We start from the raw sequence: 19,276 nt of genomic DNA on the forward strand, positions 1-19,276 counted from the left end.
GGGGTGGCAGGTATGGAATCGGGACGCGTAGGCGTCGAGGGTCAGTTGCCGGCGCGAACCCACCCCAGGACGTCATCGACCGAATCGCTGTAGTTGGCTGCCACGGCTGCCTCGAGGTCGGCGTCGGGCGACTCGAGGAACGTCAGCGTCGCGTTGACGACGAGGTTGATCGCGTCACCGACACGGTCGTCCTGTGCTGCGAGGTCTGTGACGGCGTCGGCAGCACGGTTGAGCGCGCCGCTGATCTGGTCGCGGGAGAAGGCACGAGGGCCGTTTGCGGCGCACTTTCCGGACTCGTGCTCTTCGGCCCATCGGCGCTGGTCACGCTCCTGGTTAGCTGGCGAGGTGTAGTTCCCAGAGGTGTCGCGCTTCTCGCCGCAGTTCGGGCAGTCGACGTAGCGGGGTGTGGCCATGGTGCGCTCCTGGGTCGGGGTGGGTTCGGGACGTCGCGCCGCCAGCCAGGGCACGCCGAGCGGGACCCCTCGGGGTCTGCCCGGCGCGAGCGCGGTGCAGGTCGGCGGGCAACCACGGCCGGCGGTCGTGCGCGCCGACAGACGTCGCTTCAGAAGTCGATCGAGCGTCGCTGTGGGCGGCGCAGCACGACGGAGACCGCGGCGCGAGTTCCAGCGCCCTCGCCCTTGCGGTCCGCTTCGCGGGTCTCGACGAGCTCGAAGGTCCCGGCCGGCAGGAGGTAGCCGTTATCGGTCGGCACGGCGTCGCGCACCCGGAACCTCAGGTTCGCTTCGAGGTCCCAGTCGTAGATCGACTGTGTGCTGTCCCGGTCGAAGAGGTCGACGGGACCGGCCATGGTGTCCGTATCACCGGTGTCCCAGGTGATGTGCGCCTCGACGTGCGCACCCGAGCGCTCGGTGCGCTTGATGTTGAGGTCGCCGATGACCTCGGTGAACGATGCCCCCAGCCGGACCTCGAAGGCGATGGCTCGCAGGTGGTCGAAGTTCACGTCGTACTTGTGGGAGAAGTCGACGACCTGGTCCACCTGGGTGTCCAGGATCCCGGGGACCTGGTCGCGCAGGTAGGTGGCGACCGTCTCGGGCTCCGGGTAGGCGAACCGCATGTGGTAGTGGAACCGTCCGGGGCGGTTGAGCATGAAGTCGTTGACGCGGCCGAGCTCATTGACCGAGAGGACGTAGAGGCGCTTGGTCGTGCTCAGGCCGTCGAACAGGCTCAGGAACTGGTTCTGCGACTCGTCCTCGCCCTCGTTGGCGAACACCTTCTCGAACTCGTCGAAGACCACCACCGCCTCTCCGAGCTCGTCCAGGAACGAAGCCAGGCCGGGTGTGGAGTGCTGCACGAGGATCGTCGGGAGGCCGTGCTGCTCGCGCATGCGCTCGGCGAGCATGCGGATCATGAGGCTCTTGCCCATGCCCTTGTCGCCGGAGAGGATGACGCCAAGGGACCTGTTCATCGCCGCGTAGCCGGTGATGATGCGCTGCACACGGGCGGCATGGTTGCCGTAGACGGTCTCCTCGCCCGGGGCGAGGGGCTCGGCCCGGTGAAGGCTGTACCCGCTCAGCTGCGAGAACGCGATGGTGTAGGTGCCCACGGGCAGTTCGGTGTAGGTCTGCACGGAGTCGCCGTACAGTCGCAGCGCGCCTCCGGAGGCGACGATCGTCGATGCGGGCATGTGTGGGTCTCGCTTTCGCTGGAGTCGTGGGTGGCAGTGGTGCCAGTGCGTCGACGGCTGGGTGCTCAGCGGATCGGTAGCGACTGGCCGGCGGGCCGGTACGTGCCGTGGTCCTCGTCAAGCACGGACTCCGTCAGGCAGACGGTGGCCGGCATGAGGAAGGTCGCCACCAGCGCTGCCAGGCGCTGTTCGTCGTCGAGCACGCTGTCAGGGATGTGGCCCGGGGCGGCGAAGAACTGCTGGGCGCGCTCGATGAGGCTCGTGGTGCGGCCGGCCCGGTCGGCGAAGTGCTCGGCGACCATCTGGCCTGGGCCGTACTCGGTGATGACCGAGTAGAGCGTCCGGGGTGCCGCAGTCCTCTTCTCGGTGGTGCTCACGTACACCTGGATGCCCCAGGCGCGGCAGAGCTTGGCGATGGCGTTGACGACCGAGTCGGGATCGGTACGCCACTGCGAGACGTGCGCGTGGTGGAGGTCGTGGACGCGGCCGGCGCGGTCGGAGGTGATCGTGTCGGCCAGGATGTCCGAGGCGGTGAGGATCCCGACGCACACGTTCAGGCGCTGTTCGGCCGTGGCGTAGTGGTCGTGGAAGACGACGCGGTCGTCGTGGCAGACGATCAGGTCGTAGGTCGTGCAGGGGCCCGGGGCGAGCTCGCCGGAGTCCCGGATGCTGGGCGCGTTCATCGGTGTGCTCCTTCGGGCTGCGTCCCTAGGCCGGGAGAGGGGGAAGACCACGGCCGCGGGCGCACCTGAGCAGTGCGAGACGCCCGCGGCCGTGGGTCTGGGGGACGGTGGTCGTCAGCCGGCCTGGCCGGCCGGGCGGCCGGTGTCGACGCCGGGGCTGCCGTCGTCGTCGCTGTCGTCCACGAGGTCCGGGTCGATGCCCTGAGCCAGGAGCGCACTTCTCTTGTCGCGCTCGGTCAGGGTGTTGACGATCCGCTCGTAGCTGCTCTGGATCGGCGGATTTTTCGCCGTTCCGTAGGACAGGACGTACTGGCTGTTCATCGCCCGGGTGAACGCGACGTAGTACATCCGCTTGGTGTCCTGGCTCATCGTCGTGTCTTCCTTGTACAGGACGACGACGTTGTCGAACTCGAGGCCCTTGGCACCGTGGATCGTCGAGACGACGAGGTCTGCCTTGGACTCGAGGTTCTTCCGCTTGCGCTCCTGGTTCTTCTGCTTGTTGACGTTCAGCTTCTTCTGGTTGCGCTGGATCTCGAAGGACAGGAGGTTGTCCCGGAGTTGGTCGAAGAACACCGTGTGCGCGAGAGCACCCTGGTTGTAGAGCGCGACCCACCCGTTGATGGTGAGGCTGTTCTCGACCCACCACTCGGAGATGGTGCGCAGGATCGCCTTCTCGACGTTCGTGGCGCCGGCGTTCCTGGTCAGCTTGTCCATGTTGTCCTTGATCCCCTGGGAGACCACGAACGCCGCGTTGCCCGGCTGGACCTGCAGGACGTCGTTCCAGTAGAGCTTGATGTACTTGGAGAAGATGTCGGTCGCATAGACCTTTTCGCTGACCAGGGACGCGACGTGCTTGCTCGGGTACCTCTTCTCGAGCGCCTTCTGGATCTGGGCCACCTCACGGCGTGAGTAGGCCAGGAAGGCGACCTGCTCGCCCCGGCTGAGGCAGCTGTCCACGTACGTGGGCACGACGACGTTGTGGACGAGCGGTTGCAGGTCCTGGGGTACGAAGTCCGTGATCCTGGTGACCGGGCGGTAGTCCAGTGTGACCTTCTGCCGGAACGAGTCCGCCGTGGGGACCACGAGCGAGTTCGCCTGCAGCTGGATGTTGGCGAACTGGTTGGTCTCCAGGCCGCCCAGCACGACATTGGCGAAGTCCAGGATCTCCTGGTTGCTGCGGTAGTTGGTCGTGAGCCGGAACGTCGTGAAGACTCCGGAGCTCTCCAGCGTGTTCAGGGCCCTCGGGTTCGCCGAGCGGAACTCGTACAGGGTCTGGGAGGCGTCTCCGACGATGAACAGGCTCTGGGCGTGCTTGGTGATGTACTTCAGCACGTAGATGAACTCGAACACGCTGTTGTCCTGGACCTCGTCGATGATGAGGTACTTCGAGGCCACGTGCGCGGGCTCGGCCATGGTGTCGATGCGCTGGTAGCAGATGATGATCTGCAGCTCCAGGGAGGTCTGTTCGATACGGTCGAGCAGCGCGATCACCGCGTCGAAGTGGATCTCGACGAAGGTGTTCAGTGCTGTGAAGGCGCCGGTCTTGTTCTTGTCGACCTCCAGCAGGCGCATCCGGAACTGTGCTGCGAGCTGGTCGTTCGGGTAGAAGATGTCGATCGAGTTGATGATCGTGTCGATCGCGGAGACCTTGTGGGTCGGGTGGTTCAGCGCGTAGATGTCGATGATCTTCCGGGCGATCGTCATCGAGCCGACGTTCGGGTTCTTTTCTGTGATGTTGTCGGCTGCCGCGTTGGTGAAGCTCAGCACCGTGATGTCGCTGGCCGGGACCCCGCAGGCTTCGAGGTACTTGATGCGCTCGAGGATGACGGTGGACTTGCCCGTGCCGGCACCGGCCTGCGTCATGACCAAGGGCTCGTGCGTGGTTAGTGCGTCGAGCTGCTGCTTGGAAAGGTGCCCCGGCAGCGCCGGAGGCGAGGCCGGCACTGTGGGGACCGTCAACTGGGGCTTCATCTGCTCCAGGTGCGCGAGCGTGTGGTTCATCAGGAGGCTGAGGTTCTGCTTCGAGAGGGTCGCGGCGACCTGGTCGGAGAAGGTCTGCCCGAGCTGGCGGTGGATCGAACGGTAGGCCTCGAGCGGGACGTTGTAGTTCTCCAGGTAGCGCAGCTGGACGGCGAGCATGTTCAGTTGTTCCTGCGTCGGGCCGGCGGGCATGTCCCGGACGTACCGGCAGACCTCGTCGGCGATCGTCTCGGAGTCCCAGATCTCGGCCAGGCGCGTGATCCGCTCGTAGACCGGGTACTCCCGCAGCCACTGGTCGAGCTCGTCGGCCAGGTTCGAGCCCGTCAGCCCGGCGTTGAGCAGGGCCTCCTGGATGAAGGCGCGGGCGTTGTCCAGCGGGCTGGTGTCCCACTGGAGGAACACCGCGGCGTCGTGGTTGCCGTAGCCGGCGGTCAGCGACACCGCTGTGACGTGCGCCGGCTCGGGCAACCCCTTCTTGAGGAAGGACAGCTCCATCCGGTACTGGATGACCAGGTCACGCGCGGGCCGGTCGCCGGACCTGTCCTCGTAGAGCACGAGCGCCTGCGGGGTCATGTCGAAGACGACGTCCCAGTCGTCGTGCCGGCTGGCCGAGGTGTCCACGGCGAAACGGTCGTCGACGTGCGGGGTCGGCAGGGTGAAGGACCCACCAGCGTTCAGGGACCGGCGGGTGATCGGCGCGAGCGGGACGTGCGAGGTCGTGATGTCGTGCTGCGTCGAGCTGTGCTTGACCTCGATGTCGTTCGTCATGGCGTAAGCCGTGTTGGTGGTCGTGTTGACCGGCCGGAGGCTCTCGTTGAGCAGGCCGGTCTTCTTGCCGGACCCGGTCAGCTTCGAGGAGAAGAACTTCGGGTCGACTCTCTTGCTCGCCATGGCGGCCGTCGAGAGGTCGATGTCATCGAGCAGGATAGGCATGATGTCGTCTTTCGTCGGCCGGGTAGGAGGCGGATCGCGAAGAGGGAGAGACCTTTGACCGCGCGGTCTTGACGCGGTCCGAACGGCCGGTCGACTGCCGCAGGCTGGCGCATCAGCCACGGTGGGTGGCGCCTGGTCAGACGTGCAGATTCCGGCACGGACGCGGCCCGTCACAGATGCCGGACCGCGTCCGTGTTTCTCTCGACCCACCCGTCAGGGGGCGTCAGACCCCTGAGCTCGGCAGTGGCGCAGCCATGCGGAGCCACCACGCGCTACCCGGGCGCGTGAGCGTCCGTCACCGTGGCTTCACTCCGTGGGTGAAGCGGGGGCAGGGGACGTCGACGACGACGCGGGATCGGCTGCGGGGATGCTGCTCGATAGGTCCTGCGGAGCGGGCGGGGACACGTTGACGTTGTGGGCCGTCATGAGCTGGTCCTCGATCCAGGCTCGGACGGCCCGACGAGCCGGACGTGCGCCCTGGGAGGCGACGTAGGTGGCCTCGGCGATGGCTCTCAGCTCGTCGTCGGGCATCTGGGCGGGCAGCCCCTGGGCAGCGCGGGGCTTCAGGGTGAGGATCCGCTCCCGCTGACGTAGGTAGTCGGCCGCCATGACGTCGCGGTAGGTGGGCTCGTCGATCGGGTTGAATCCCACGACGAGGGAGAACCGGGCCAGGAGCTCAGCGTCGAAGAAGTCGGCCAGCGCCTTGGTCAGGCTCTTGTTGGACACAGTCGTGGGCGCCGACCCGAATCCGGTGCGGTTACCGCTGAGCGACTCTCGTGCGGCGTTGGTCGTGCAGATGACCAGTGCCTTGGAGAAGTCCAGGAGCTTGCCGTGCGCGTTGCGGATGTAGCCCTCGTCGAAGGCAGACAGGAAGAGCCGTTGCACGGCCCTGTCGGCCTTCTCGAACTCGTCGAGCAGGACCACCCTGTGAGGGTTGGACTCCAGCGTGTCGAACGGGAGCTCCTGGTTGGAGTCCGAGCCGATGTAACCGGGAGGCGCGCCGATGATCTTCGACGAGGACCACTGGGTGTGGTACTCGGCCATGTTGAGGATGATCGGCTCCATACCGGTCATCTGCTCGGCGATGATCTTCGCGGTCTCTGTCTTGCCCACGCCCGAGGCGCCGGCGAACATCCACGTCATGGGTGTCTTGGTGGGAAACAGGTCGAGCGACTCCCGGGCGAGGCGGTCGGTGAGCTTGTCGAGGATGTCGTCCTGACCGCGCAGTCTGCTGGTGAGCGTGGCGCGCAGCGTGGCGAGATTGAGCTCCTTGGGCTGCGCGTTGCCGGTCATGAGGCGGACCGCTACGTCGAGCACCCGGGTGCTGGTCAGCTGGATGGGCGAGATGGACCGCAGGGTCTGCGCCAGTGTGGTGTCGCCCTTGGTCTCCGCCTGGATGATGAGACGCTTCTGCTCCAGTACCCGGTCGGCCATCGCCCGGTCGAGCAGGGTGATGGCGTTGTCGGGACGGTGCTGCCCGGCTCGGGAGTGCGTCTCCGCGACCCTGACCGTCTCGGCCAGGACGTCGTCGGAGATGCTGATCTGGTGGCGGTAGTGGCTCACCAGGCCCGGCCGGACAGATCGCAGCACGAGCTCCGTCTGCTCGGTCGTGAGCTCGTCGACGATCAGCCGCGTGAAGCGGCGGGAGAAGGCCGGGTCCTCGTCGAAGGCCCGGGACTCGTTGGTGGTGGTCGCTCCGATCACCGACATGACGCCTCGCGCGAGGGCGGGCTTGAGGATCTGGGAGATCTTGCGGCCGGTCGAGTCACCGTGGCTGCCGGACCCGCCGGTGATTTGGTGGATCTCGTCGATAAACAGGATGGCCTTGTTCCTGGGGTCGGATGCGAACTCGACGACCGCCTTGACCTTTTCCTCGAGCGCGCCGACGATGCCGGACCCGGCGATGATGTTGGTGATCGGCAGCTCGTAGATCGTGTGGTCCCGCAGCTGATCCGGGATCAGGGTGTCGCCGAGCGCGATCCGGCGGGCGATGTCCTCGACGATCTTTGTCTTGCCCACGCCGGCGGAACCCACCAGGAGTGCGTTGGGCTTGGTCGCGCTGATCGTGACCGAGAGGACCTGTTCGATGAGCGCATCGCGGAACCGGGTCGGGTCGGCGTTCTTGAACTTCTCGTTGTAGTCGACGAGAAGTTCGGCGACAGCGTCATCGGCCCCCGCGGGTGGAGGTCCAGCAGGCGGGAACCCTGGCGGGAGACCGCCGGAGCCGTTCTTGTCGTCGTCGGAACCACCCGACGTGAAGTTCGAAAGTCCCGAGAGTCCCATGACCGGGGTCCTCCTCTGGTGTGGGTTGCACGGTCACCGTGCGTGCCGAACAGGCACGTCCTCGGGCCGGCGAAGGTAGGTAGGAGAGCGCAGGTGCCTGGGCACGACAGAAGGTGCCGTCCCGGTTCACCGGGCGGCACCTTCTGTCGGCGCACGGCGCGGTCACAGGACCATGCCGAGGAGCTTCTGCTTGATGCTGGGGTCGATATGGCGCATACCGCGCGCGTACCGCTGAGCGGACTGGACCATGTCGTTCCAGTCCATGGCGGAACACGGTGCGTAGTAGAGGTTGACCGGGTGGTCGACGCGGGCCGACGGTGGGGGCCACTCGAAGTCGGTGATCATCAGCGAGAGCCGGCGACGACGTACAGGACTGGCATTGATGTAGTCCCAGACCTGACGGAACTGGGTGCCGCCGGAGACCTTGGGGACTCGGCGGAACTCCTTCCAGATCTGGCTCACCGACCTGTTCTGGACCTTCAGCATGACCTCCTGGGACAGGATGTGGCTGAAGGAGTTGAAGTACAGGTTGACGTTGAGCTTCTTGGCGACCTGGATGAGCATCATCACCGCCTCCTGGTAGTTCTTCTCGCTGATCGAGCCGGAGGTGTCGACGAAGACGTGCAGGTCGGGCATGTAGCGCGTCGACGTGATCCGGCCCGGCTTGTTGAAGTCGTCCGGGTTGCGCCGGTTGGCTTTGGCGAAGCTGGTGCGCGAGCTGCGGAAGATGTTCTGCGAGCGGTTGACGGTGCCCATCCGCCTCAGCACCTTGGTCAGGTCCTTGACGAGGTCGACCTTGCTCGGCGGCTGCTTGCGGAACGTCACCCGTGCCGAGCGGCCGCTGGGAATGCCGGGCCGGTTCCTGACCGCCTGCATCGCGGCCCTGGCCGCCACGCGCGGCAGCGCGGTGAGCCTGGACAGCGCCCGGTTCGAGACCACCTTGACGGGTGAGGCCAGCGACTGGTTGATGAGCCTCCACTCGGTCGTGACCTTGCCGTGCACAGCCCGGGCGTGGGCTTCGACGTTGACCAGGACCAGCGAGAGCGGGCAGAACAGCTCTCCCACGGTGAACGGCAGGACGCCGGTAGCAACGCTCGTACCGCTCTGGGAGGCGTGCTGACGTTCCTGCTCCACGTAGAGCATGAGCATGTGGACGAGGACCCGTGCGAAAGAGCGTTCATCGTTCTGGTCGTTGTCGTCCTTGCGCAGCAGGAGGGACTCGGTGAGCCCGTTGAGCGAGAGCTTCGCGAAGTCCCCGAACAGCTTGCGCGTATCGGGTGGCAGCGACGAGCTCATGACCGAGGTCTGCTGGACGAGCCACGCCTTGAAGTCGTTGAACGCAGCGCTGGACTGGAACCAGAATCCCAGTGTGTCGGGGTGGTAGGCGTAGGCCAGTGAGGCGAAGAACAGGCTGTCGTCGTGCGCGCCGCCGAGCAGTCCCTTGGCCGTTGGGATGACGTCGTCCTGGGCCGTGTAGAGCACGGTGGGTCCTGGCGCTGGCAGCTTGTTCCGGTGCCCCGCCTGGGCGGCGAACATCTCCCGCACCGGCAAGGAGGTGTTCTGGTCGAAGTTGACCAAGGTCTGACCGAGGAGCTCCTTGACGGCCTGCTCGCTCGCCGGCTGCACGGTCTCGCCGAGGCAGTCCAGGATGAGCGGCAGGATGTCGCCGGACAGATCGGCGCCCTGCGTGTTCGTGATGCGCACTGGTGACGCCGAGTTCAACGGGCGCAGCAGCGGATCGACCAGCGTCGCCTGCGCCGCGTTCAGGGGATCGTAGGCTCCGGTGCACGAGATCAGGTGCAGGGGGTCGAGCACAGCCGGCTTCTGATTGGTGACGGTGATCGTCATGCTCTACTCCGTTTCTTCGACCGCAGCCGGGCGACGTCGCGCCGGCCGACCGGCGTCCGTCACAGGAACGCTGACAGGGCGGGCTTGACGCTGTTGGCGATCGCGGTGTCGCTGTCGATGAACGCCTCGAGGTTCTGGCGGTTGATCTGCTGGCCGGTCACCATCTCGAAGAGGGTTCGGGTGTGCTCTGCCTCGATCTGGTTCATGCCCTGGGCGAGCTGCTCGATCAGGCGCGCGTTGTCGTCGCTGTCCTTGAGGGCGTACAGCAGCGAACCGGACTTCTCGTTGTCCGTGAGCAGGGCGATCTGGTCGGCGAGGTCAGTGACGGTGGTCGCTGCCTTGAGGCCGGCGTAGCAGTTCGGCTTGGGTACGTTGACTCGGAGGGGCTGGGGGCTTCCGGCACCCGAGGCGAGGTCTTCCGCGATCGCTGCGATGAGCTGGGTGGCGAAGAGGGTGTTGCCGACCTTGGCCTCGACGATCTCGTGCAGCTCGGTGCCCTCTCGTCCCTGGGTCTGGGTCGGGGTCTGGAGGTACTGCGCGAGCTGCTGCCGGTCGGCCTTGTTCAGCCACCTCGACAGGTTATCGATGGTGCGGGGCGTGGTGATCTGGTTCATCTCCTCGCCGGAGTCGAACAGCTCCGCCATGGTGACCGTGTCGTCGTCCTCGTCGTCGCTGCCGTCGGCCACGATGGCGCTCAGCGTGGACTTCTGGAAGACGAGGGCCGGGAACTGCGTCAGGACCTTCTTGACCCAGGGGTTGAGGTCGTCTCCGAGGATCTGGATCAGCGTCGGTGCGTCGGGCTCCACGTGGTAGATCGCGAAGCGCGACAGGCTGGCCTCGTCGAGCGTGGTCACGTTGCCCTTGTCGTTGCCGGCGACCATGAGGCGGACGTTCTGCGGCAGCTCGATGTGCCCCATCTTGCGCAGCGTGACCAGGGTCAGGGCACCGGAGGTGACGTCGGTGGAGGTGCGGTTGATCTCGTCGAGGAAGAGGATCGGCCACTCGCGCGGGTTGGCCAGCGCGTAGTCGATGACGTCCTGGATGACGTGGTGCGGGTAGAAGACCTGCGTGTAGGACTTGCCGTCGGCGGTGGGCACCAGACGCGCACCGGTCAGGTCCGCCTTGTCCGCGAGCTGGTTGACCGGGAGGACGAAGGCTCTGGTGCCCATGGAATAGGCGAGGGCGTCGACGAAGGACGACTTGCCGATGCCGGGCTCGCCCATCAGGGCGGGGACGATCCCGACCTCCAGGTCCTGCTTGACGATTTCGGAGAGGGTGTCGGTGAACTTCATGATCGAGGGCGTTCCTTCTGTGATGTGGCGATGGGAGGGGCTGGTTGCCCGAGCCGCCGCAGCAACCGGAACCGCGCGGGGCGCGAGGCATCCAGATGAGGTGGTGCCGATGCAGTGGGGCAGCGCCTGCGCGCGGTCTCGGACACCGGAGTCCGGGCGAGGTATCGACCGAGACGACCCGGAACACGACTGACGGACGTGGGCGGCTGCCGCCGGCCGCCACCCGATCGCGCTCCGCGCGATACAGGCTCTGGCCCGCGTCCTTGCCGCTACGAGCCACCCGCGAACTGGTGTCGAGCGAGCGGGCACGCGACCGCTCGGAGAGCGTGCGGTGCGGGGGTCAGGAATCCGGTGGCGCGGCGGCCTCGCGGTCGGCGACCAGGGCGGCGGCGCGGTCAAGGAGGAAGGGCCGGCCGTTGCGCCGTTGGCCGTGCTTGGGACGCGCAGGGATGATCTCCAGCGCCGCGCGGTAGAGCAGCCAGGCGATGTCGCTGGGCGAGTACTCGATACTCAGCGCGTTGTAGGCCCGTATCTGGGTCATCATCCAGGCGTGCAACGAGGCGAGGACGGAGAACTCCCAGCGGGACAGATCGTGGTCGAAGTCCTCCGGAGCCCGCAGCTGGTGGCGTGCGGTCGCCAGGGTCTGCTGGACGATCTCCTGGGCGTAGGGGATCTCCGGCATCTCCACTGTCGTCTCGATGTCCGACGCAGAACCTGCCGCGGACTCGCGGGCCTTCGTCGCCAGCTCGGCGTAGAGGTCCTCGAACGAGGCGAATGCCGTCGGCCGGGACCGCGCGCCGGCGGACGCGACGATCTCCTCGGGTATCGGCCGGCGTGTCAGTGTCACCCAGTGGTCCAGGAGCAGCTCGTACCACCGATGCTCTTCCCGCAGCACACGCTTGGCCGCCGCGACGGGAAAGTCATGGAAGTTGCGTGGCAGGGCAGCCAGCAGGTGGAACCCCTTGCCGGACATGGACAGCTCGGAGTAGAGCGTGCCGGGCAGCCGGAGCAGGTCGGCCGCAACCTCAGGTGGGCAGCTGGGCTCGATGTCCAGGACGACCAGCCCGTCGGTCTGGGCTTGCAGGTAGAAGGCGTTGTTCGCCGCATCGGGGACGGCTCGCGTGAGCTCGTCCAGGGTGACCAGACAAGCCTCGTCCGTGGCCCAGGCGCCCCTGACCCGGCCCGTGCTAAGCAGGTGCCGGATGTCGACCGGCGCCTTGCGTGTCGGTGGCTTGTCGAGGTCGTCTCCGATCTGACCCGAGATGGTCCACCGGCGTGCGTCGGCGAGAGCTCGGATCGCTGGGTTTTCGTAGAACTGCGGGAACCAGGCATGGGGATCATCTGGGGTCATCGCGGGTACGCCTTCGGTAGAGCCGGCCGTCGGGCGGGAAGACGAGACCCCGTACCGCGCGAACGCGAGTACATGGGGTCTCGTCAGTGGTCGGCGTGGATCAGCCCTCGTACGTGATCCCGGCCTGCGGAGCCTGGCCCGCGTTGCCCCACGGGCCTGCGCCGACGGCGGAGCCGGCGTCCTTCAGCCTCTCGTTCTCGGCCTGGAGACGAGCAAGCTTCTCCTCGATCGTCTCTTCCGGGGCGGTGGGCGCAGCCGGGTCGACTACTGCCTTCTGGACCGGGACCTGCCAGGGGTCGGCCGCCGGTCCGGCCGCAGGCTGCGGAGCCGGGAAGGACAGACCGTCCTCGATCTCGCTACCGATCGACTCGTGCTGGGCGTCTGTGGCGGGCCGTGCCTCGGACGCCTGGACTGCACGCAGCGGGCTGTTGAGCACGATCCCGCGCGCGCGTAGCTCGTTGGCGTCGACACCGACGTTGTAGTAGCGGGGCTGCTCATGGACGATGACCTGGTCGAGAGCCAGCCCGCGGTTGCTGAAGTTCTTCGGCTTGTACACCCGCAGCACGAGCGTGACGTCAAGGCCCTGGGCGAGCTCCTGACCGGAGGTGTCCTGGTCGTAGGTGCCGTCGTCCTTGTCGGACGGGATCACGATCATCGGCAGGCTGCTGCCCCGCGAGTCGATCGAGTAGTTCGCACCGCTGTCAGGGTTTCGCTTCGAGGTGTAGCACCGCTCCGCGACGAACTGCTCCGCGAGGGTCGGATGGCCCGGGTCCGCGAGCTGGACCTCGGCCTCGGTGATGGTCGCGGTGGTGTGGGGCTTGCCGACGGGGTTCATGCCGTTGTTCACCCGGCGCTGGTCGCTCGCCGCGAGCTCCTTGCCCTCGATGAGACGCGCGAGCCGGGCGAACGCGAGCTTGCCGCGGACGAAGACCGCCGTGCCTTCGGTGAGCTGGCTGGCTGAGACGGAGTAAGTGGTCATGGTGGTGCATTCCTTCGGTTGGTGGATCAGTGATCTGTCACGCTCTCGGACCGGTTGGGACACATTGCCATTCGCCTATGTCATAGATCTATACATTAGACAGGAGCGGTGATGGCCAGTAAAGGAGGACGACGGCATCACGCTCGGAGGGCGATAGCCGCGACCGGGCACGCACCAGCCGCCCAGGGCGTCACCCGGAGGCTGGACACGGGCAATGGAGCATGTCTCCGCCCGGGTCCGCGATGCACCGCTGGACCGGTCAGAGCCGGGCAGGCGCGCAGCCCCTCATCGGACACAGCGTGGGATCCGCACGTCTCGCCTCGCCGCCCGGATCAGCTCTGCTGATCCTTCTGCGCGGCCCGGGTAGCTTTGCTTCGTAAGCCCTTTGGGAGCGAAGAGGCCCCGCCAGGCGCACGCCGGCGGGGCCTTCCAGAAGGTGACAGCAGATCGGGACCAGCGACGCTCAGGCCGCGTCCGCGTCCCCGCGGCCATCCTCCCAGCCGATCAGGAAGCCACGAGCCTGGCCGGTCTTCATCATGTCCTGCAGGTGCGCCATGAACATCGCTCGCTGCGCCGCCCGACGGTCAGCCACGAGGTCGTAGTCACGCAGCACCGACATGTCGATGATCCACCCGTCCTCACGCGCGACGGCCTGGGCGAGCTGGGATCCGGCCGGCACCATCAGGCCGGTGAAGTCGTGGTCAAACTCGACGGCCACCTCGAGGCGCTGCTCCGGTTCGTCGACATAGAGCGTGTCAGTGGAGACCTGCCGGCCGTCCGCGTCGAACGCGGCGAGCACGTCCCGGTCGGCCCGGGTGAAGTTGTCGACGTAGACGGCTGCGACACCTGCGTCCAGAAGATAGGTCGTGAGCTCGAGACGCTCACGCACGCGGGCGCGAGCCTCATGGCACCACAGGATGCGCCTGGCTTCGTCGAAGCCCCGGAACTCGTCGCAGTCATGTGCCTCTGGGGGGTGAAGCATCGGTGCACTCCTTCACATACGCGGCCAAGGAGCCCGTGATGCGGCGGTCCTGGGTGTCGGCATCACCGGGTGAATACTGCGATCATGCCTCATGGCTGGAATTATTTCCACCCGTGTACATGTGACCGGCGGTGGCCCTGCTGCGCTGGAGGCAGCGGCTTCACACGGTCGCCGGCTGCCACCACTGGTCGCGCGAGCCGCAGGCACGCCGGATCTCGTACAGGTCCTTGATCGAGGCCATCAGGGCCTCGTTCCTCATCCCGCTGATCAGGTGCATCAGCAGGCGTGTCACGCGCCCGGGCGAATCCGGCACCGCGTCCTCGCCCAGCAGGTGCAGGAGAAGCCCAGCGGTGAGCTTCGGGTCATCGGTGTAGCGGTCACGGACGACATCCAAGGCGTGGTCGGAGTCGCGCCGCACGAGGCCCAGGGCGTCGTGGGTCTCCACGACGAGGCGGATCAGCCGTTCGCGCCGGCTGAACCCCTGCCTGGGGAGCACGACGTCCGGGTGCAGCGTCACCGCCGCGCGCCACAGGGGCTCGATGACGTCGGTCGCTGTGTGGATGGTCAGCGCCTGCTGTCCCTCGACCACGATCTTGCGCAGGCCGCCGATGGCGAGTCCCGTCAGCAGCAGGACCAGCGTGACGAGGTAGACCTGACCCCTGAGCACGGACGTCGGCGCGCTGCCCCCGGCCAGGGCATAGAGCCCCAGCCCGACATAGACGACGGTGCCCACCGCGGCGATGCCGATCATCACCAACGACAGTCGTGCGACAACGGGCTGCCCAGGCTTGACCAGAGCGGACCAGCATCCGACGCCGACCACGAGGGCCGTGACGATCATGGTGGCTTCGTACAGACCGTAGTACGCAATGCCGGCAGGAGAACCGGCAGCCTCGGCGTGGGTGTAAAGGGTGCCGTCGCTGTGCGTGGGTACGAACCACACGAGCACAGCCGCTGCCGCTCCGACCACTGCGGTCGCGATCCAGATCCGGCGCGCTGCATGACGGGTGACGGACGTTCGCCGAAAGGTGAGCATCAGCAGGATGGAGGCCGTCTGCGTGACGAGGAAGGTGAGGCGCTTGAGCAGATCGATCGCCGGCAGCCCTTGGACGGGCGCGAGCTCGCGCAGGACTGCCGCGATGAGCATCGTGATGACGGCATAGCGCAACAGCCTGGATCGGTCACCGCGTCCCTTGTGGACGAACGTGATCACGACGACGATCGCGGCGGCGACACCGACGATGAGGATCGAGAGCATGGCTGGCCTCCTGCTTCTACGCAGATGAAGTCGAGCACGGCAGAACGTTCACGACGACACACCTCGGCAGCTCTGCGCTACCCGCTGGCAGCGCACGCCGGGGAAGCACCGAGCACAGCCTTGAGTCGGCTGGAATTGATCAAGCGCACCGTCAGTGGCGCGGGTCGGGCTGAGGGTCATCGAGCTGCTCACTCTTGCGGGCGAACTCGATGATGGCCTCGATGCTGGACAGAGCGTCCGGGCTCAGACCGTGGACCCGTAGCGCGATGGTGCGCTCCTGCGGCGTCAGCTCTCGTTCGACGTCTTGGCTCGGTGCGATGTCGTCGTCGAAGTAGGACATCTTGACGCCGAAGGCGTCGGCGAGGGCACGCAGGTGCTGCAGCCGGGGGTTTTGCGCCTCGCCCTTCCTCAGCTGCTGCAGATAACTGAGCGACATCGTCGAGATGCCACGCTGTTCCATCCTGTCGATGATTTCCTGCATGGTGACCGGACGGCCACGAGGCCCGGCGGTCTGGGCAAAGAGATCCTCGAGTCGCTGCGCAATGCTCACAGGCCCGGCCCCTCTCGCAATCGGCGATACGGCTCGTCGACGGCTCTACGGACGCCGCGACATGCCCACCCTAGTGGAAAACCTTCCAGTGCGGTAATACTACTGTCGTCGGGTCGCGTTGGCGGGCCTCGATCCGGGGCCGCGCCGGTCGGCCGTCGCTACGCCGACGCCTGCGCCCGGGGCGGCTGGGGGCCGGCACACACATCGGCGCACAACAACACGGGCGGGGGTGGGGCGAGCATGGCGGAAAGGCCGAACGGGCGACGATCAGACGTGCTCGGCGCCACCGTCACCCGCGAAGAAGTCGAGCAGGTCGGACGCGTGATGCTTGCGGAGCATGGTGTCCATCAGGCGCATCCCGGTCGTCTCGGCACGTTGCTCGACCGGGCTGTCGAAGGTCGTTCGTGCGTGGGTCGCGTCCAAGCTCGTCCGGACGTCGCCGTGCAGGAGATGCGCGTACTCGTGCAGGACCGTCTGCATCTGGTTGAGCGGCGAGGCGCCGCCGTCGTAGTAGATGTGCGCGGTGGTCCCGACGACGACGGTCAGGCCGCTGATCTCGGGATGGCGCATCTTCGAGGGGATGTGCTCGACCACGATCTTGAGGCCACACATAGCGCCGATGGCCACCCCGAGCGTCTCGATCGTGGGGGCCTGTGGCCAGTCGATGCTCGCGAGCGGATCCTGAGCCGGGCCATGACGGGACGCATCGGCCAAGGCCGTGTTCCTGATACGCAGACGATCTCGCAGCGGCCGGACGACAAAGGAAGTCATGGCAGGCATCTGTAGTCCTCTGGGGAGAGTTGTACGGACACCGCCTGTCGTTGGCAAACGCAGGGGTACGAGTCCTGGTATTGCGAAGGGCAATCAGGTTAGTCGATAGGACGGGGTGGCACAAGTGGTTGAGGTTGCGAAGAAGGCGCTCGTGATTGGTGCGACGCGAGGGATCGGGGCCGCGACAGCCCGGGGTCTGCTCACGGCCGGATACCGGACTGCGGGTACGCACCGGTCTGGGGGATCAGTTCCCGCGGGAGTGGTCGGGATCGAGATGGATGTGCGTGACGCCGGGTCGATCTCCTCAGGAGTGAAGCAGGCTGTGGCGTCCTTGGGCGGCCTCGACATGCTTGTCGTCGCCGCGGGCATCACCCGCGACAAGCTGCTGCTTCGAATGAGCGAGGAGGACCTGAGCGAGGTGATGCAGGTCAACGCGATCGGACCCATGCTGGCCTGCAAGGCGGCCCTGGGGACCATGGTGCGTCAGCGCAGCGGATCGATCGTGCTGGTCTCGTCGATGTCCGTGAAGTACGGCGTCATCGGGCAGTGCAACTACACCGCTTCGAAGGGTGCGCTGGAGGCTTTTGCCCGTTCTATGGCGAGGGAATACGCGGATCGAAACATTCGAGTGAATGTCGTCGCGCCCGGCGCGACGGACACTGACATGATGGCGAATGTCTCGACGGAGGCCCGCACCGCGATGCTGGCGGGAATCCCGTTGAAGCGCCTGGGAACCGCTGAGGAGATGGCATCGGCGATCATCCACACTGCTGAGAACACGTACATGTCCGGAGCCACGATTCCGGTCGCAGGAGGAATCTGAAAGATGCCGGTCCAGCTGGATGTCGGGTCGTGGGGGTTGTTTTGTGGTCAAGGTGGAAGGCAACTCGTCCTGGTCGACGACGAGCCCTGTGGACCGGTCTCGGCACGGAAGATCACACGTCCGATCCCGCGCAGACTGCTGCTGGACCAGAACCGGGTCACTCAGGCCTACCAGCAGGGCAGCACTAGGACGGAGACAGTCACCCACGCGGATGCGGAGTGGACCGTCGCCCTGCTGCCCGTGGTCTCCCCACGGTCCGCGACGGTCATCGGTGTGCTGGCTGCCGTCACGGAGGCGGACCGGGCGCTGCCCGAGCCACCACTGATCGGGTGCTGGGAGTGGGAGATCGAGCGCCACAGCAACGGTCAACCGACATCGCACCGACGCACCTACTGGGACCGCAACCTCTTCCGCATCTACGACGTCGACCCTGGTATCGCTCAGCAGCGCCAGGACCAGGGGTACTGGGAAGCCGGCGAGTGGGCGAACGGCCTCATCGACCAGGCCGACCAGATGCGGTTGAGTGCATCGATCCGCGACAGCGTCCAGGACGGCCTGAACGGCATCACGGGCACACTGCGTTGCCTGACCTACAGCGTCGTCACCGGCTACGGCTCGACGTCACAAGGCCGGCGTCACCTGCGCCTGGTCGGCCAGGTCGTGCCGGTCGGACCCGACGACGACAAGATCGTCTTGCAGGGCCTCAGCTACGACGCGCCGCCGACGTTCCAGGACCTGGCCCTGGAGCAGGACGCGGCTCGTGTCGACGACGTCCTTCGCGGGGTGATGCAGCTTGCCGGAGACCCGATCGCGGTGGTCGATGCCTCGACGCTCGACGTGCTGATGACCTCCCAGTCGTGGCGCCGTGCCGGGTTCGGCCACGTTGGTGGGCTCGGTGACTTCGCCGACAGTTCCCCGGGCGAGCTGCGCGCCTTCATCGCAGCGGCTGCCGCGGCGAGCGAGACCGAGCAGCCCCGGACGATGGCAGCAAACCTTCGCCGGGTCGATGGTTCCGTTCAGCGTGTACGTATGACGGTCACGGGTGTACGGTCCGGCGTCCAGGGCCGTGACGTGGTGATCAAGCTCGACCTGTAGCGGTACGCCAACCGCCCGAGGGGCGGCAGCGCCCGCGGACCGCATGCCCGAGTCGGCACGCAGGGTCTGTCGGGTCGGGCAGGACGCGATCGTCACGCTCACGGGCATGTCAGGGCAGGAAGATCTCGCGACCGGTCAGCTCTGTGTGGACGATGCTGGTGGGGACGTGGGCGTCCAAGCAGTCCTCCTGCGCGAGGTTTTCGACGAGCGGATGATCCTCAAGGGCGGCGCGGGCCGCGTCGACCGTGGAGAACACGACCGCGGCGTCGGGATGGTGCTGCCGGTCGATCAGCACGTAACCGAGGTCGGCGGCCTCACCGCGGCGCATGCGTATCAGGTCCAGCCGGAAGCGGACGTGGAGTTCGAGCGTCGCGACGTCGAGCCCGAGCTCCTCGGAGAGCCGCTCGGCGGCGGCGTCGGGCGCGTCTGCGGTGCTGTCGTCAGCCATGGGTCTCCGCACCTTTCCGGGTCGATGGGCGTGGCGTAGTTGCAGAACAACGTCATAGGTCTGGTGTGGATCGCTTGTCCGTGGCCTGTCCGGAACGGGGTCCACGCGGTAGCGACGGCACGCGGGCCGGCGTCCTCTCCGCCGGTGCGAGTGTGGGCATTGCCCGGCCACGCGCCTGCCCGCGGAGGGAATGGGCCGGTGGCCGTTGCGATCAACCTCGGACGTGGCGGTGCAGTACTGGCCACGTGGCACGTGTTCACGTGGCTTGTCCGCCCGAGGTAGGTGTCATGCCATGCAGGTACGTGTGATAGTCCGCGCAGTCCCACCCGTGCGCCAGGCACCAGCCGTCCTCGTC

16 protein-coding genes are annotated in these 19,276 nt (G+C 66.6%); 2 read left to right on the forward strand and 14 right to left on the reverse strand.

The genetic code is table 11. From position 1 onward, the window contains the following. Window positions 1-41 precede the first annotated feature (41 nt). From C8K30_RS05025 to C8K30_RS05085, 13 genes are all read right to left on the reverse strand, one after another. Window positions 42-413, reverse strand: a complete 372-nt coding sequence (locus tag C8K30_RS05025) for a hypothetical protein (RefSeq protein WP_108491717.1) — start codon at window positions 411-413, stop codon at window positions 42-44. Window positions 414-562: 149 nt separating this feature from the next. Beyond that, window positions 563-1,645: an AAA family ATPase gene (locus C8K30_RS05030; protein ID WP_108491718.1), complete on the reverse strand. Its 1,083-nt coding sequence runs from the start codon at window positions 1,643-1,645 to the stop codon at window positions 563-565. 65 nt (window positions 1,646-1,710) lie between these two features. Then, window positions 1,711-2,328, reverse strand: a complete 618-nt coding sequence (locus tag C8K30_RS05035; protein WP_108491719.1) for a hypothetical protein — start codon at window positions 2,326-2,328, stop codon at window positions 1,711-1,713. Window positions 2,329-2,442: 114 nt separating this feature from the next. Next, window positions 2,443-5,241, reverse strand: a complete 2,799-nt coding sequence (locus tag C8K30_RS05040; protein WP_108491720.1) for an ATP-dependent helicase — start codon at window positions 5,239-5,241, stop codon at window positions 2,443-2,445. A gap of 306 nt (window positions 5,242-5,547) precedes the next feature. Further along, window positions 5,548-7,524, reverse strand: a complete 1,977-nt coding sequence (locus C8K30_RS05045; RefSeq protein WP_108491721.1) for an AAA family ATPase — start codon at window positions 7,522-7,524, stop codon at window positions 5,548-5,550. A 162-nt stretch (window positions 7,525-7,686) separates the two neighbouring features. Beyond that, window positions 7,687-9,372 (reverse strand): hypothetical protein, encoded by a 1,686-nt coding sequence (locus tag C8K30_RS05050; protein ID WP_108491722.1) that lies wholly within the window; start codon window positions 9,370-9,372, stop codon window positions 7,687-7,689. 59 nt (window positions 9,373-9,431) lie between these two features. Beyond that, the gene (locus C8K30_RS05055) at window positions 9,432-10,664 is read right to left on the reverse strand and encodes an AAA family ATPase (protein WP_108491723.1); all 1,233 of its coding nucleotides are present in this window, start codon (window positions 10,662-10,664) and stop codon (window positions 9,432-9,434) included. A 340-nt stretch (window positions 10,665-11,004) separates the two neighbouring features. After that, on the reverse strand, window positions 11,005-12,015 hold the full coding sequence (locus C8K30_RS05060; RefSeq protein WP_108491724.1) for a hypothetical protein: 1,011 nt from the start codon (window positions 12,013-12,015) through the stop codon (window positions 11,005-11,007). A 100-nt stretch (window positions 12,016-12,115) separates the two neighbouring features. Beyond that, complete coding sequence (locus C8K30_RS05065; protein ID WP_108491725.1) at window positions 12,116-12,994, reverse strand: hypothetical protein; 879 nt, start codon at window positions 12,992-12,994, stop codon at window positions 12,116-12,118. Window positions 12,995-13,457: 463 nt separating this feature from the next. Then, a complete protein-coding gene (locus tag C8K30_RS05070) occupies window positions 13,458-13,976 on the reverse strand; it encodes a hypothetical protein (protein ID WP_108491726.1) in 519 nt (172 codons plus the stop codon). A 160-nt stretch (window positions 13,977-14,136) separates the two neighbouring features. Continuing rightward, window positions 14,137-15,234, reverse strand: coding sequence for a hypothetical protein (locus tag C8K30_RS05075; protein ID WP_108491727.1), 1,098 nt, complete (start codon window positions 15,232-15,234; stop codon window positions 14,137-14,139). Window positions 15,235-15,385: 151 nt separating this feature from the next. Further along, a complete protein-coding gene (locus C8K30_RS05080; RefSeq protein ID WP_108491728.1) occupies window positions 15,386-15,784 on the reverse strand; it encodes a helix-turn-helix transcriptional regulator in 399 nt (132 codons plus the stop codon). Window positions 15,785-16,051: 267 nt separating this feature from the next. Further along, window positions 16,052-16,498, reverse strand: coding sequence for a hypothetical protein (locus tag C8K30_RS05085; protein ID WP_108491729.1), 447 nt, complete (start codon window positions 16,496-16,498; stop codon window positions 16,052-16,054). A 208-nt stretch (window positions 16,499-16,706) separates the two neighbouring features. Here C8K30_RS05085 and C8K30_RS05090 point away from each other — a divergent pair, with 208 nt between their 5' ends. Both C8K30_RS05090 and C8K30_RS05095 read left to right on the forward strand, forming a co-directional pair. Next, on the forward strand, window positions 16,707-17,378 hold the full coding sequence (locus C8K30_RS05090) for an SDR family NAD(P)-dependent oxidoreductase (RefSeq protein ID WP_233257001.1): 672 nt from the start codon (window positions 16,707-16,709) through the stop codon (window positions 17,376-17,378). Between the two features lie 3 nt (window positions 17,379-17,381). Next, window positions 17,382-18,473, forward strand: a complete 1,092-nt coding sequence (locus tag C8K30_RS05095; protein ID WP_146197342.1) for a hypothetical protein — start codon at window positions 17,382-17,384, stop codon at window positions 18,471-18,473. Window positions 18,474-18,582: 109 nt separating this feature from the next. On the opposite strand, the gene C8K30_RS05100 is transcribed toward C8K30_RS05095, so the two are convergent. Continuing rightward, window positions 18,583-18,921 (reverse strand): hypothetical protein, encoded by a 339-nt coding sequence (locus C8K30_RS05100; protein ID WP_108491732.1) that lies wholly within the window; start codon window positions 18,919-18,921, stop codon window positions 18,583-18,585. Window positions 18,922-19,276 lie beyond the last annotated feature (355 nt).

It is taken from the genome of Promicromonospora sp. AC04 (assembly GCF_003058225.1).
Lineage (GTDB): Bacteria > Actinomycetota > Actinomycetes > Actinomycetales > Cellulomonadaceae > Promicromonospora.

Coding starts and splice junctions, on each gene's coding strand:
- C8K30_RS05035 (WP_108491719.1), bottom strand. CDS start 2,328: ATGAACGCGCCCAGCATCCGGGACTCCGGCGAGCTCGCCCCGGGCCCC.
- C8K30_RS05025 (WP_108491717.1), bottom strand. CDS start 413: ATGGCCACACCCCGCTACGTCGACTGCCCGAACTGCGGCGAGAAGCGC.
- C8K30_RS05040 (WP_108491720.1), bottom strand. CDS start 5,241: ATGCCTATCCTGCTCGATGACATCGACCTCTCGACGGCCGCCATGGCG.
- C8K30_RS05075 (WP_108491727.1), bottom strand. CDS start 15,234: ATGCTCTCGATCCTCATCGTCGGTGTCGCCGCCGCGATCGTCGTCGTG.
- C8K30_RS05030 (WP_108491718.1), bottom strand. CDS start 1,645: ATGCCCGCATCGACGATCGTCGCCTCCGGAGGCGCGCTGCGACTGTAC.
- C8K30_RS05055 (WP_108491723.1), bottom strand. CDS start 10,664: ATGAAGTTCACCGACACCCTCTCCGAAATCGTCAAGCAGGACCTGGAG.
- C8K30_RS05065 (WP_108491725.1), bottom strand. CDS start 12,994: ATGACCACTTACTCCGTCTCAGCCAGCCAGCTCACCGAAGGCACGGCG.
- C8K30_RS05070 (WP_108491726.1), bottom strand. CDS start 13,976: ATGCTTCACCCCCCAGAGGCACATGACTGCGACGAGTTCCGGGGCTTC.
- C8K30_RS05060 (WP_108491724.1), bottom strand. CDS start 12,015: ATGACCCCAGATGATCCCCATGCCTGGTTCCCGCAGTTCTACGAAAAC.
- C8K30_RS05095 (WP_146197342.1), top strand. CDS start 17,382: ATGCCGGTCCAGCTGGATGTCGGGTCGTGGGGGTTGTTTTGTGGTCAA.
- C8K30_RS05045 (WP_108491721.1), bottom strand. CDS start 7,524: ATGGGACTCTCGGGACTTTCGAACTTCACGTCGGGTGGTTCCGACGAC.
- C8K30_RS05100 (WP_108491732.1), bottom strand. CDS start 18,921: ATGGCTGACGACAGCACCGCAGACGCGCCCGACGCCGCCGCCGAGCGG.
- C8K30_RS05050 (WP_108491722.1), bottom strand. CDS start 9,372: ATGACGATCACCGTCACCAATCAGAAGCCGGCTGTGCTCGACCCCCTG.